8 protein-coding genes are annotated in these 15,264 nt (G+C 53.1%); 4 read left to right on the forward strand and 4 right to left on the reverse strand.

Features of this window, described 5'->3' with window-relative positions; all coding sequences use genetic code 11:
- The first annotated feature begins 288 nt into the window (after positions 1-288).
- The 3 genes from P8N76_05540 to P8N76_05550 all read left to right on the forward strand — a co-directional run bounded on the left by P8N76_05540 (position 289) and on the right by P8N76_05550 (position 5,968).
- Positions 289-1,689, forward strand: a complete 1,401-nt coding sequence (locus P8N76_05540) for a carbohydrate porin (protein ID MDG2381116.1) — start codon at positions 289-291, stop codon at positions 1,687-1,689.
- A 164-nt stretch (positions 1,690-1,853) separates the two neighbouring features.
- Positions 1,854-3,371 carry a multicopper oxidase domain-containing protein gene (locus P8N76_05545; protein MDG2381117.1) on the forward strand — a complete coding sequence of 506 codons (1,518 nt, stop codon included), beginning with the start codon at positions 1,854-1,856 and terminating at the stop codon, positions 3,369-3,371.
- A gap of 335 nt (positions 3,372-3,706) precedes the next feature.
- Complete coding sequence (locus P8N76_05550; protein ID MDG2381118.1) at positions 3,707-5,968, forward strand: sulfatase-like hydrolase/transferase; 2,262 nt, start codon at positions 3,707-3,709, stop codon at positions 5,966-5,968.
- 292 nt (positions 5,969-6,260) lie between these two features.
- On the opposite strand, the gene P8N76_05555 is transcribed toward P8N76_05550, so the two are convergent.
- The 4 genes from P8N76_05555 to P8N76_05570 are packed head-to-tail and all read right to left on the reverse strand — an operon-like array spanning position 6,261 to position 12,877.
- Positions 6,261-7,802 (reverse strand): ankyrin repeat domain-containing protein, encoded by a 1,542-nt coding sequence (locus P8N76_05555; protein MDG2381119.1) that lies wholly within the window; start codon positions 7,800-7,802, stop codon positions 6,261-6,263.
- Between the two features lie 34 nt (positions 7,803-7,836).
- Positions 7,837-9,183: a DUF1552 domain-containing protein gene (locus P8N76_05560; protein MDG2381120.1), complete on the reverse strand. Its 1,347-nt coding sequence runs from the start codon at positions 9,181-9,183 to the stop codon at positions 7,837-7,839.
- Complete coding sequence (locus tag P8N76_05565) at positions 9,180-11,561, reverse strand: DUF1592 domain-containing protein (GenBank protein ID MDG2381121.1); 2,382 nt, start codon at positions 11,559-11,561, stop codon at positions 9,180-9,182. Before P8N76_05565 ends, P8N76_05560 begins: the two co-directional genes overlap by 4 nt.
- Positions 11,546-12,877, reverse strand: a complete 1,332-nt coding sequence (locus P8N76_05570; protein ID MDG2381122.1) for a sugar-binding protein — start codon at positions 12,875-12,877, stop codon at positions 11,546-11,548. The genes P8N76_05565 and P8N76_05570 overlap by 16 nt, the downstream gene beginning before the upstream one ends.
- Positions 12,878-13,685: 808 nt before the next feature.
- Here P8N76_05570 and P8N76_05575 point away from each other — a divergent pair.
- Positions 13,686-15,251, forward strand: coding sequence for a sulfatase (locus P8N76_05575; protein MDG2381123.1), 1,566 nt, complete (start codon positions 13,686-13,688; stop codon positions 15,249-15,251).
- Positions 15,252-15,264: the final 13 nt, after the last annotated feature.

A 15,264-nucleotide genomic window follows, 5' to 3' on the forward strand; every position in this document is an offset into this window, starting at 1 on the left:
GTGAATCGGGACCACTACTTTTAGGGACTGAACCAACAACGCTCGTCCGATCGGCAGCCATCGGGCGGGCTTTTGATTTTTGAGAACGGCTTCTGCGTAAGCATTGAACGAAAATGCAGGGAGCCCATGTTCGACTAATTTGGCAGCTAGCTTTAATACAGTTGGAGTGTTTTATGGCCCCGAGCCGATCTTCCACGAAGGTACAGTCAAGTCGTCGCCAAAGTGATCGATAGGCCGAAATGTCGTTGTTTTCTTCGTTGGATTCTTTGCCGGAACGACGTAATTCCGATGAACAAAATCTATTTGATTGTGGCTGCTTTGGCACTACCAACGTTGTGGCTGGTAGATCAATCACGTGCCCAACACCTCACCTCGCGACAGCCCGATCAATACCCATCACCAACCGGCAAATTGCCGGCGAGCGGGCATCAATTCGATGCTGATTATTCTTGGGGTGCAAATACCTTGACCGGCGGGTGGTGGGGGATGCGGAGCGAACTGGCTCAACGTGGTATTGTGTTCGGAGCTCGTTATGTCCCGTTGCTCATGGATAACTACACGGGAGGGTTCGACAATGGTTTCTTTGGAGGTGGGCCGTTGGGGATTACCGCGACAGTCGACACGGAACGACTGGCGGGTGTCGAAGGGGGAACCTTGTTCTTCGACTGGGAATTCTTCTCCTGGTACAACGGGCGATTTTCGGCAAACCATCAGTTCGACCCGACGGGATCCTATGTCGGTGACAACACGAACCTGCCGACTGGCGACACCAAGGGCCTTAATCAGATAGCGCAACTCTATTACCAACAGGCAGTTTGGGACGAACACGTAAAAATAGTATTCGGCAAGATCGATGCGAACGTGCCCTTCCTCGCCGTGCAGGCAGCTGGCGGATTCCAGAACAGCATTGCAATGTTTTCCTCGACGCTTAATCCATTCCTACCCACTTATCAGAACGAAGCGACCGCTCTGGTGGTCTCGACCCAGCTCACGGAGTCGGTGGTTGGCAAGTTGGGTTGGTTCGACGGAACCACAGCAGCTTTCGATCCGAATTCAGGTAACAGCGGACCTGCCACGGGTCCACGGGGACCTTCTACCTTCTTTGACAATGATGGTAATTGGTTTCTGATCACCGAATGGGATGTGACGTGGCAACTGGACGATCGGCGACCCGGGTCGGCAGGCGTTGGCGCGTGGCTGCAAACTGGATTGACGGCGACTGCGGGCACGAACACGAGTGGGGTAAGGGACGTGCCCGGTTGGTATGCCCAGTGGCAACAGATTGTTTGGTCACCGAGTGCTGAGGTGGCTGCCGATGGTGGTGGGATCGCCTGCTATGGCCAATTCGGCTGGAGTGACCCGGCAAAGAATCCTGTCCACTGGTCGTTGATGACAGGATTTTCGGCGACGGGTTTGTTTCCGGATAGGCCAGCCGATGCAGTTGGAATCATGTTCGGTTATACGGATTTTACTTCCGATGCTGCGATCTATCAGTCCACCCAAAAAAACGGTGTGCCCGGACCCTCCGGCGGCCATGAATTGTCACTGGAGTCATTTTATATCTGGTATTGGACCTCCTGGTCTTACGTACAGCCAGGTGTGATGTGGATTAACGCACCGGGTGGGGGCGATCCGGCTCCGCTGAAAGATGACTTCATGAGTTATCTCCTCGTGGGATTCGAACTCTAAACCGGCTGTCAACGTGGCAATGCTGGACTTTGGGTCGGACTACGTTTAACATCGCGGTGGTGAATAGCATTGTTGCTGACATCGGCTGACGCATTAGCAAATCGAGTTGCTACGTGGACGCTTCTGACTGAATTCTTCTCTTGAAATGACACGTGAACGACTCCATGGAACCATCGAATCACCGCCTCTCTCGACGTCGCCTCCTGCAAGCAAGTGCTGGTTTACCGCTCGTTCTGTCTGCACCCGTCATGGCCGCAACCCCTGATCCGAGCAAGACGCAACTGGCTCAAACGCCCGTACCTGCTCAAGCGAAGCCGGACTATGTCTGTAATATCGAGCAGAAGTCGATTGCGCCGCTTGGTGCGATGACCCAGGCTACTTTGGTCAACGGCAAGTTGCCTGGAACGGAGATTCGTTACCGCGAAGGCGACGCGTTTCGCGTGCTGGTCAACAATCGGCTGCAAGTACCAACGACCCTGCATTGGCATGGCATGCTGGTGCCCAATTATATGGATGGCGTGCCGGAGGTGACTCAAATGCCGATCGGTGCCGGTGAATCAGTACTCTATGAGTATCCCATTCGTCAGTCAGGGACTTACTGGTATCACTCCCACTACCAATTCCAGGAACAAACCGGTTTGAGCGGGGCGCTCGTTGTTGAAGCCAATGATGAGCCCTACTCTTACGACCATGATGTGGTTGTCATGTTGTCCGACTGGCTCAATCAGGATCCTGAGGGAATCATTCCGCAAATTCGCGGCGAGCAGCCAGAGACGGCAGCCATCCAACCGCCCCCTGGCGACTATAAGTTTCCCAAGGAAAAAGCGTTCAATGTTGATATTAATTATCCTGGCTATTTGATCAATGGTCAGTCAAATAAGAGTCCGTGGACGCAAAAGGTCCGCGCTGGTGATCGCATTCGCTTGCGATTGATTAACGCTTCCACGGCCACCTTTTTCCGTGTGAAGCTCGATGAACATGCGATGCAAATAATTGCAGCCGATGGGCAGAACGTTGAGCCCATCAATGTCCATAATCTTGTTATTGCCACGGCTGAACGATATGACGTGCTGGTGACTATCACCAAACCCGGCAGCTTTTCATTGCACGCTGCTGCCTTGGGTACGAACCAACAAGTTGTCGGGGTGATCCATACGGCCGACGCCGTTCCGCGACCCAACGTGAATCCCGTCGAGTTTGCCAGCCAAGGTGGCGGGATGGCCAACTACTCGACGCTCAAGTCGCTACGTCCAACGACCTTGCCGGAGGGTCCGGTGAAACAGTTCGACATCGACTTGGGAGGCGAGATGAAAAAGTATCTTTGGTCGATGGGAGGCGAGTACTTTCCCGAACTCTTTTCGCCCGAGGGTAAGGCGAAACCACTAAAGATTCAGTACGGTGATCGGGTGCGCATTCGCTTGACGAATTCCACGATGATGTTTCATCCGATGCACCTGCATGGCCATTTCTTCCGATTGTTGCGGCAACCCGGGGCGTGGGACGATCCGTTGGCACCGCTCAAGGACACCGTTGGCGTTGGACCGAAACAGAAGATCGACATTGAGTTTACCGCCGACAACCCGGGCAGTTGGTTTTTTCATTGCCACAATCTCTATCACCTGGCGAGCGGCATGGCACGTGTCGTGCAGTACGACGCCTCATTGCCACGCACGAGCAGTTGAGAGTGGCCGGGTTGACTGTCGGCAGCTACAAAATAGGAGCAGGAAAACCATGCTGCACAGGCCGTCTTCGTGCAGGCATCGGTCAAAGAGGAAGCAACTTGCTCGTGAAGTGTACATCGTATCGAACGGACGTAACTCGCGATCTCCAAACGCAACGCTGGCGCTAGATTCGGTACCACGACGGAGGAAAGAAACTCTATAATCACAACAGGGATCAGAATGAATGAACCAACTTGACTGAATCACAGCGGCTTGCAGAATTGATCCTGGGATTGAAGGTTGTATTATCTGAGATCAACCGAAAATAGCTCGCACCATTCGACGGAAGTGTTCTCATGGCGAAAATACAATCATTCGGTTTCACCCTTGCTCTCATCATGACGATTGGCATGGTCGCCTTTCCAGTTTGTGCAGAGCAAAAACGCCGACCCAACGTGGTTGTGTTTCTGGTCGATGATTTGGGGCCGGATGAACTCGTTTGCTACGCCAGCAGATTTCACGAAACGCCGAATATCGACGCGCTGGCTGAGAACGGGATGCGATTCACTCATGCCTATTCTGGCTCCACGCTTTGCTCACCGAGCCGTGCAGCGCTGCTTACCGGTCGTTCACCAGCACGCTTGCATCTGACCGACTGGATCCCTGGTCAAGTACAGATCAATCGCAAAACCGTCACTCCGGATTGGCAAACGTACATTGATCACGAACGGATTGTGCTACCCGAAGCCATGAAGGAACAAGGGTATGCCACCGGGTTCTTTGGTAAATGGCACCTCATACCGAGGCCAAGGCCGCAAGACGTAGGCAAGGAAAAGATCCTGGAGAAAATTGCCGCCAGATATCCTGAACACATTCCAGAGAGACATGGCTTTGACGAGAACTTTGGAGGGGATCATTCGGCCAATCAGGGAAGACACTTTTTTCATCCCGCCTATCACAAGTTTCCGAACCTCGAAGGCAAAGGCAGCGCCGACGAATGCCTGACCGACGTGCTAACCAACTGCGCTGTTGACTTCATCGATCGCAGAAAGGATGAGCCCTTTCTGCTCTATCTTTCGTATTACACGGTCCATACACCAATTACTGGCAAGCCTGAGTACGTGAAAAAGTACGAGCAGAAGCTGAAGGAAAATCAAGACGCGAATTACTATATGACCGACCCCGGTAAGGCTGCGATGATCCAGAGCCTCGACGAAAGTGTCGGTCGCGTGATATCCAAGCTCGACGCGGTCAATCAGCTAGAGAATACACTGATCATCTTCACTGGCGACAACGGCAGTCAAGGCAACGAGTGTGTTGTCAACTATCGCGGCAACAAGGGGACGGCTTACGAAGGTGGCACGCGAGTGCCGTTGATTGTGGCAGGTCCGCGAATTCGAACCGGCGTCAGCGAGAGGCCAACGATCGGGATGGATCTGTACCCCACGATTCTCTCTTACATCGGCGCGCCGCAAAAACCCGGCGAGCATCTGGATGGTGTGGATATCATGCCTGTCTTGACCGAAACTGGCACGCTCGAAGACCGCCCTCTCTATTGGCACTATCCGCACTACGATGAAACGATACCCTACAGTTCAGCGTTTTTCCGCGGCTGGAAGGTGATTCGCTACCCTGACGATGGCAAGGTCGAACTCTATGACCTACGCGACGATCCGATGGAGCAGTTCGACCTGGCCGCAACAAAGCCCGAAAAGGTCGAGTCAATGATTTGCACTTTGGACAGGCTGCTTGTTTCCGCAGATGCGCAACCTGCGCTACCAAATCCGAAATACGATTCGACATCGTTTTCAGGTGGCATCCGTGACTTTCGGATTTGGGATCGAGGTCAGAAGCAACTTGATGGTGGTTTTCGTACGCATCAAATTCGATCACCCTATCAAGCAGGTAAAACGAGATTGAGGATCCTGCTGCCTGACGACTTTGACCTTCGCAAGAAATACCAAGTCTTGTACGTGTTGCCGGTTCACGAAGATGGTGTTGATAAACACGGAGACGGTTTGGTCGAGATCAAAAGATACGGATTTCACAATCAGCATCAGTTGATTTGCGTCGCGCCTGGTTACACGAGCAAGCCATGGTACGCCGATCATGATTTGAATCCGCAGAAGCAAGATGAAAGTCACCTCTTAAAAACGGTGATTCCATTTATGGAAAAACGTTTCCCGGTGCGAACCGATGCCAAAGGCCGTTTGTTAATCGGTTTCAGTAAATCGGGCTGGGGCGCGCTTGCACTGCTGTTGCGTAACCCCGACACGTTCCATCGTGCGGCCGCCTGGGATACGGGAATACGCGTCGACACGGGACCGATCGAAAAGTCGGAACGGGTTGAGCGAATTGGCCGTGAATGGGGATCCGTCGAAAACTTCGAAGCCAATCGACTCTCGAATCTGATCAAAACAAGGGGTAAGGAATTGGGCGACAAAGCACGGCTGTTCTATTTCAACACCGAGGGCAAGCGAGCAGCCGGTGGCGTGGAAATTCATCGCCTCTTGGTGGAAAATGAGATTCCACATCGGTACGTCATGGAGCCTTATCGCACACACGCTTGGGATAGTGGTTGGATTCCTCAGGCGATGGCCTTTTTGACAGGCGACTAAACGAACTCGCAAAACGAGATTTGAGCCCAGTAACGGAGGCTTTCGAGCCTGATATGCGTTGTCTAGATTGTCCAAGCGACAGCCGTTGCATCGACCGCTGCGGTGAACACGGCATCAGCAGGAGCTGGGCACGACCGTCTGACAAGGACTGAGACTACCTTAATCTTTCTGGCCAACATATCATCGAGGAGTCCGAACAAGAAATGGTGAGCAGTCATCTCATCGGTTGCCATTGGCTCTTGCCGATCTCATCTTTGGCTGACCCAAAAGCAAGGTTCGAAGTGAATGAGGATTAGCGATACCGTTTGTCATCCTTGGTTCGCGGCTGGTCTGGTGGCGGCTCAACTCCTTTCGCGCGCATGACGTTTTCAATTGCGGCGATGGTTTTCGGAGAAGGCCGGAAGTTACCCGGCCGGTGACCGCGCGCGATCATCAAGGGAGTCCAGCCGAACTTGTTCTGGCGGTTCCAGATGCTGATATCGGCTCCGTTGTCGATCAGAAATTGGACAAGCGCGGGACGTTCGTGGTAAGCGGCACCGTGCATGGCGGTCTCTCCATGGTCAGCGACTGCGTTAATGTTGGCACCGAGTTTTAGAAACAGTCGAACCGTGGCAATCACTTGCTCTTCTGTACCCGGAAGTTCATCACCACTGCCAAGTGCTCCAACACCCGCGGCAATTAACAACGCAGAGCAGTTGTCTCCGTTTTCGATCTTCCAATTTGCGCCGGAATCCAACAAGAGTCTCAAAAGCTGTAGATCTGAATTACGAGCCGCCATCAGCAGCGCGGTGGCACCCGATTTTCCGAATTGAGCCTTTCCACCTGAATATCGGTTGCTCTTGCCAGAGGTGCGACCATAGCGATGATCGATATCGGCTCCGGACTTTATGAGGCGACGCACGAAATTCAGGCTGTTCATGTCTCCGGAACCGACGGGTGGCGGATCGGTGTCGCCACGCAGCGGCCTGCGGACCCGATTGATGGCGTGCAATGCGGTGAATCCGGCGGGTGCAGCATTTGGATCTGCACCGGCTTCCAGCAGGTAAGCTGCCGTTTCAAAATGACCATTTTCGACGGCTAGGATCAAGGCGTTGGTTCGCCGGTTGCGACTTCCGTTTTGGGGACGCAGTTCTTCATTCACGTCCGCGCCTGCCGCCAGCAGCTTTGTGATGACTTCCGACTGCCCTTCCCGCACAGCGAAGAACAGCGGAGTGAATCCGGACTCCAGCGAAGCGCGGAAGTCAGCCTTTGCGTCAATTAAGGCTTGGACCACCTCGCCATGTCCCTCCGCGGCTGCCCACATAATGGCAGTTTGGTTGCTGTCGTCACTTCCGTTGACTTCGGCGCCCGCTTCAATCAGCACGCGTACGGGGCCGACCATACCTGTTCGAGCGGCTGTCATCAGAACCGATTCGCCGCCGTGCAGCCTTGCATTTGGGTCCGCGCCTGCATCCAGCAGTAGTTTGACGATTGGCAGGCTACCATTTTTACAAGCGAGTGAGAGCGGAGGAACGCCGTAGCGATTCTGCGCGTTTACGTCGGCCTTGATTGCCACAAGCTGCTTTGTCGTGGATAGATTGTCATAGTAGACGGCCCAATGCAGTGCCGTCATACCATCAACTTGAGCGGCATTTGGGTCGACATCTTTGGCGAGCAACTCGCGAATCTTTGTTGTGTTTTGCTGTTCGATCGCATCTGCCAACGGCGCCTCGATATCAGTCGAGCGAGCCACGCGACTCGACAGAACGAAAGCGATGGTGATGCAGCTAAGTTGCAGAAGTAAAGTTCGCAAGTGCGGCCATAAAGGGGCTGAATTCGACAGGTGCTGATCCATTTTCGATTCCTCGTCTTGCGAGACTTGCAGGTCTCTACATATTGAGAGGAGCAAACAGTTCGTCAACGGTTCCATTGCTGTCGGCGAACGAGTCCAGTTTGACACCCACTTTGTCGAGTAGCGTCAGATGCAGGTTAGCCAAGGGAGTTGGTTTGTCGTAGCGAATGTGCCGCCCCCCACGCATCTTGCCAGCAGCACCACCCGCGACAAGGATGGGTAGGTTGACGTGGTCATGAACGTTGGGGTTGCCCATGCCGCTGCCGTACAAGTACAGGACGTGATCCAGCAGTGAGCCGTTCGCTTCGGGTGTTCCTTGGAGTTGTTCGAGGAAGTTTGCAAACAGTGAAATGTGAAATTGATTGATCTTCGCGACCTTCGCAATTTTGTCCGGGTCGTTGCCATGGTGCGTGAGCGGATGATGTCCCTCGGAAATGCCGATCTCTGGATAGGAACGATTACTGGTCTCTCGCGCCAGTTGGAAACTGATGACACGGGTGATGTCGCCTTGCAGTGCGAGTCGTTGAAGATCGAACATCAGTCGTGCATGGTCCGCGTAGGAAGCGGGGACACCCTTGGGACGATCTAAATCCGGGAGCGGATTTTCTATCGAGCTGTCCTCGGACTGTTGGATTCGTCGTTCCACCTCGCGGACTGCGTCCAAGTATTCTCTGACGCGATTGCGATCGTTCGGTCCCAAGGTAAGTTCAAGTCGACGGATTTCTTTGGTGATTGAATCGAGCAAACTTGCTCGTTTTCGAATAGCCGCTTGGCGCTCAGCACTGCTTCCCCCTTCTCCAAACATCATTTCAAAGACGAGTCGTGGGTGTGCTTCACTCGGCAGCGGGGTTGTGGGCGATGACCAGGAAAGATTGTTTTGATACACACAGGCGTAACCGTTGTCACATTGACCGACCATCGACACCAAGTCCATCGCCAGTTCCAGCGATGGAAGCTGCGTTTGTTGACCGATCTGTTGTGCGGCAATCTGGTCGACCGTCGTCCCCAGGTGATAGTCGGTGCTCTCGGTACGTTTCGCCGTTGCCGCGCTGAGAAACGCTGCGTTGGATGTCGCGTGGGTACCGGGATAGGCATTCCTCAATTCTAGATTCGTGACCGCAGACACTTGCTGCCGAACATTTTCCAGCGGACTCAGCGTGGGACTGAGTTCCTCTAAGGTGTCACCTGAAAGCGTCCAGCGAGAGTGATCGCAGCCCATCGGCATGTAAACGAAACCGAGCCGCCTGAGTCGGGTTGGGCTGGCTGGCGTATCGGCCATCGCCGTCATCGACGGGATCATCGCGTCCAAGAGGGGGAGTGCGACGGATGCGCCCACTCCACGAAGAAAAGTTCTGCGCGGCAGTGCTTTTTTGGTCACCATCATTGCGACATTCTCATACGAAAAGGTGTGCTGTTTGCGATACCAACAATCAACGACGAGAACTTGTATCGGTCCGCTTCTGCGCTCTGCAGGATCCTGCGGATAGCCGGCGAATCACCGGGTTCGACTGCACGTCCCAGTGCGTAAGTCAGCAACTTCTCCACTAGCGTACCAACAAAAATCTTCGGCCGCTTTAGCAATCCCTGTTCAAGTCCCTCAACACCGTCAAATTGACTGCCATCTGGGAGCCCACCCGATGCGTCGACTACGACTCCGGCTTCGAAATCTCGCCAGCGACCTACTGCGTCAAAATTCTCCAACGCGAAACCGATCGGGTCGATCAAATTGTGACAGCTTGCGCAGGCAGCGTCAGCACGGTGTTCGCTGAGTCGTTCACGGATTGGCAAATGGGAAGCGACCGTGTTGTCCGCTAGCGACGGCACTTCATCGGGGGGGGGTGGGGGCGGCGAACCGAGCAAATTTTCGAGAATCCATTTTCCGCGAATCACGGGTGAGGTCCGTGTCGCATAGGAAGTTGCCATGAGAATACTTCCCTGACGGAGAAGACCGCCGCGTGGCTCGTTCTGCCTGAGTGACACGCGACGAAAGCGACTGCCGTAGACATGTGGGATGTCGTAGTGTTTGGCCAGTCGTTCGTTCAAGAATGTGTAGTCGGCATCGATCAAGTCCAGTACGCTGCGGTCTTCACGGAGGATACTTTCAAAGAACAACTCGGTTTCCTTCTGGAATGCTTGTCTCAAATTATCATCGAAGTCAGGGAAGGTCCGCAGGTCTGGAGTCAAGGCGTCTAAGTTTTTCAGGTAGAGCCACTGGTTGGCGAAGTTTGTGATCAGTGAATCTGACTTGTCGTCACGCAGCATGCGACGTACTTGTGTTTCTAGCACGTTCGGGTCCGCTAACTTGTTTCGTACCGCCAAATCGATCAGTTCGTCATCCGGCAGACTGCTCCAGAGAAAAAATGATAATCGCGACGCGAGCTCAAGTTGGCTGACGACGTAAGGTGTCTGCGGCGGAATGTCGGGCGGGTCGCGCTCGACTCGAAAGAGAAAGTGTGGGTTGGTTAGAATCGCGGTCAACGCAGCCTGGATTCCATCCTCGAAATCGCCATCAACTCGAGCCGTTCGATAAAACTCGAGTGGCTGCTGAAAGTCGTCATCGGTGACGGGTCGGCGGAAGGCTCGTCGCAACAATACATGAAGGATCTTTTGTGCACATCTCTCCTCCTCTTCGGAAGCGACAGGCCGACAGAAGAAGATACGGTCACGGCTAGGTGTGTTGCCCGGACCGTTGGACTCGTGGGGCCCGGTGATTGACAGCTCATAAATAGCTGGCGACAAGCGGGGATGTCGATAGAAGTTGAAATGTGCCTGGTAGGGCTGGCGTTTCGACTCGAGCAACGAGGATGTTTGATTGAAGAACGTCGCTCCCACAGCGTGCGGTCCCGCTGGTACAGGAAGGCGAACCTGAAGATGTCCGTCAGCATTCGCATGATCGGCATTGGATTTCGGTGGGCGCAGTGTGAACGATTTCACCTTTTTTCGATCAAGTAGGACCTCCAACTGATGCTTGCGAGTCAACCCTTCGACGTGTTCGTTGCGATCTCTCATCAGGCGGATTTGAAATTCGTAGATTCCATCGCGCGGGAACGTATAATCAAATGTAAGTCCACCGCGAGTTCCGATCGGAAGCCCCTCCACATGTTCTTCTTGTGTGATGTCCGGTCGCATCCGAATTGTGTAACCGCTCGGCGATTGCATCGCGCCGCCCACCGCCAACTTGCTGATCTTTTCTGCGGCAATGATGTACCGATTAAGTAATGTTGGCGAAAGATTGCCAACCGTCACATTGTCAAAGCCGTGGCTCGCTTCATCAGCGGGTAGCAGGGTTGAAACATCGATCTGGAGTGAGAGTAGGTCCCGAATCGCATTGCCGTACTCCGTACGAGTCATGCGGCGAAACGTGTCGGTGCGGCCCGGCTTAAGATGGGACTCTGCTCTGCGATTGAGACGCCGCTTCAACTCGGCGACAACCGCATCGTAGTCGTCTTCCTTGGGACGCGGCACGTCAAGCGGCGGCATCTCCCGTCGTTCCACTCGTCGAAGAACACGTTCCCAGATGTCGGGGGATTGCGAAAGGTTTGCAAAATCGAGTTGTTGCAGAGAAAGATTTGCCGTTGTTGTGAGATCGTCGTGGCAATCGAGGCAATGAGATTCGAGGAAATTTTGAAGTGCGGGGGCCGATTCCTCCGCAGCACGACAAACTTCGGCCAAGAGTAAAAAAGCGACCAACGTCGTCAATGCCAGCTTGGTCATTGGAGCCCTTTGGAGTGAAATGCTGGTTGCTTCTAGCTTGGTAAACATCTCGATTTATTCATAACGAATGTTTGCCGTTCGCGACACCGAATGATTGCCAGCATACCAACTCCGATTAGAAAAATGCTGCTGGGCTCGGGAACGACAGCCGTGGCAACTCGCGGACCTGTCTCATACCCTCCCCCTGAAAAGGCGGCTACGAAATCGCTGGAGTTGAACAGACCGTCGGCATTCCAATCGCCTTGGCGCCAGCCGGCGTCGGTATTTGACTCGTAGAGGCCGGCGGAGAAAACAAACACCAAATCGCCGCTGTTGAACTCCCCGTCAAGATTCGCATCGCCAAACCAGGTATTCGCGATGTGTTTGCTTTCGATCCACGTCTTGTGGTCGGCCGCGTTTACGGTGCCCTCACCGGTCAGATCGAAAATACTGCTGTTGGTTTTCGCTTGAATTTCGGCCGACAGCAGGTCGATGTCGACAGCGGTGAGAGATCCGTCCGCATCGAAATCCCCCAAAACCGCAGGGGCAACTAACGTCAGAACGTGCCAATCGGTTGGAACCTGAATTGTATTGGCCCCAGGGTTCTCACCTTCGCCGCAACAGTCTTCTCCGGCGTCCCAGACCAAACTCGGCCCTTCAGCGGTGCCATCTTCGAAGTCGTCGACGTCAAGGATCAAATAGCTGTACCCGTGTTGGTCACCAACTTTCGGTGAGTAGTTGGGGTCGATGTCCATGGCGATGGACCAGGGAATTGCTGCTTCCAACATGTAACCGGAGAGATTGTTGTTGTCGTCAAACGTTTGTTGGCCTTGGATGGTCCATATTGGGCCGCCCGCATCCTCAAGGTCGGGAGTTGTGATCACGTCACCATGTCGATAGATGTCCGGACCAAATTCATCCTGAGTATCGAGCACCAGATCGTAAATCGCTGCGGGGCCGATCTCCATCGTGTCCACGAAGGGCTCGACCACGAAATTGTTTTTTGGGTCGTTGTTCGGATTGAAGGCAAATTGAAGTGTATCTTGTCCGTTATAAGGTCCGGGCGAAACGAACCGTTGATGACCACCAACTGTGTCTGCTACGACGGCGGAAACGTACAAATTTGTCGCATCCCACGACGTATAAATGTCAGCCGAAATGTCCAACTCAATCCCTGCCGCAGCAATCACTGCCGAACCGCCAGTCTCAAGTACCTCCGGCCAGCTGAGGAGACTTTGAAATTGGCCGGCCATTTCCGCTTCCGAGATCGTACCGTCAATGGTAGGTGTGAAAAGCGGCGCTTCGTAGTTTACTTGAGCCCTCAAGCCGACGTTGAACAAGCTGATTGTCAGCGAGACCGCGATTACAAGTTTCGTAATTCTCATCGGACAAGGTTCCTGTGAGTTTCGACATGTGCAGTTCGGGGGATGTTGGACACGCGCGGTTCGTAATTGTCAACTCTCGGTAAAACAGATGCAACCATTTGATATCAAATTCTCCGGATTTCGATCGGGACCGAATAAAAAGAGCTTCGACATCGGTGCGGTATTTCCCACGCGTCCGGGTAAATTCGATGTGTTCTCCTTTGCAAGATGCTTAAGAGCGTTGCCCTGCGCCCTGGGCGAATTTTTATCTTCGTTTTTGCGACCTTCCGGACAATGAATCGAGCCCATGACGAAGGTTCATTGATTAGAAACGGTGCGTCGCTTGCCTTCGTTCTTGGACGTATATCAGTCGCTATCTTTGCTGCGCAAGCAAAGATATACGTGTTTGCTTTGAGAGAAAGTGTTGAAATGAAATGCGGTTGTCACCAATTAGGTGCAGCGTGGCTACTTTGGTAGATACATCCGACCAGGCGTTTCCATCGGCCGACGACAGTTCCAGATTCCGCGACCGTGCGTAAGGTTTGGAAAGGTAGGTCTGAAAAGGTGTCAGATACCTTTTTGGGAAAAATTCTTAATCCGCATCAGAAACAGTATGTACATAAGGTTCCAAAACAATCGAATTCACTAAACAGGTACCTGCTCTCTTTTTTGTTCTCATGTAGACTGATCGCCATGTATTATGGTGGCTGCGCGCCACGGGCGCTTTTGCCAGTACGCAACCGATTCGACAGTCTGATGAGAAATTTGGAAATCGTGATCTACGGCGTACCCGTTGAGTCATTGTTAATAGCTTGTACCAGGTAATCCTATGAAGACATCAGGCCGAAATGGGTTCAATATGGTTGAAGTTGGAGCTCTGACTTTGCTCCTATTGTTTCCAGCATTCTTTGTTGAAGCTGCCCCCAACCAGAAACCTAATATCGTTTTCTTCCTTGTCGACGATTTAGGGCAGAGGGATCTTGGTTGCTACGGTAGTCAATTTTACGAGACGCCGTCGATTGATTTGCTGGCGAAGGAAAGCCTGCTGTTTGATAACGCGTACTCGACTTGTCATGTTTGTTCGCCGAGTCGAGCGAGTATTCATACGGGAAAGTACCCTGGCAGGACAAACCTGACGGAATGGCTGGGCGGACGTCCCGAGAGAGAATACGAGAAGCTGCATAGTGCCGAAAAGCTTTTGGCATTACCGGAGAACGAACTCACCTTAGCGGAAACCTTCCAGGATCACGGCTATCGTACCGCCTTTTTTGGGAAGGCTCATTTGGGCAGGCATCCCCGGGAATGGGGTTTTGATGAGTCGACGTTCGGATGGTACGGTTCCTATCACTATCCTTTCAAAGTCAGAGGTGGCAACGGGCCGGACGGCAAACAGGGAGACTATCTGACAGATCGATTCACCGACCTTGCTGTTGAATTCATCGAGCGAAACCAGGACCGGCCGTTCTATCTGCACATGGCTCATTTTGCCGTTCACGATCCGATCCATGGTCGCAAGGATCTGGTTAAAAAATACGAAAAGAAGATCGCTTCGATGCCAAAACAGGATAGGCCGGATTACATTTTGGAAGCCAATCCGGATGGAAGAGAGCTTTCCGGTGAGGAACTCAAAGCGTTGGAAGAAGACGACACGTTGAAGTCCCACCAGGCAAAGCGCGTGTGGTGGGTAAAGCAGAAGCAAGACAATGTTGAGTTTGCCGGCATGGTTGAGGCGATGGACGAAAGCCTTGGCAGAATTCGGTCGAAGCTCAAGGAGCTTGGATTAGCCGATCAGACCATCATCATTTTTACGGCCGATAATGGGGGGATGGCAGCGTCGAACCAGTATCGAGGAGTTCGCCAACCGCGCGCCGCGCTGGACTCGCGATTCGCTTCGTCGAACCTCCCGTTACGTGGGGCCAAAGGTTGGAACTATGAAGGCGGCATCCGCGTACCCTTAATCGTTCACTGGCCGGGTCAAACCGAGGCGAATACGACTTCCCAGGCTGTGGTGACAGGAACGGATTACTATCCCACCTTGCTGGAAATGATTGGACTTCCTTCCCAGCCAGAGCAACACATGGATGGTAAGAGTTTTGTTCCCGCGCTGCAGGGGAAAGCTTATGATCGGGGTGCGATCTACTGGCACTTTCCTCATTACAGCAATCACGGATATCAGAGTCCGGGTGGCGCCATTCGTTTCGGAAAATACAAGCTACTTGAGTACTATGAAAACGGAACGGTACAGCTCTTTGATTTACAAAATGACATCGGCGAGCAGCACGATATCTCAAAAGAAAATCCTGAAACGACGCAGAAACTACTGAAGATGTTGCGCGACTGGCGCGAAGAGGTGGACGCCAAAATGCCGAAAGTGAAGAGACCTTCCTCTATATAAAGATGTGCCTAGC

The organism is Pirellulaceae bacterium (assembly GCA_029243025.1).
Classification (GTDB): Bacteria; Planctomycetota; Planctomycetia; order Pirellulales; family Pirellulaceae.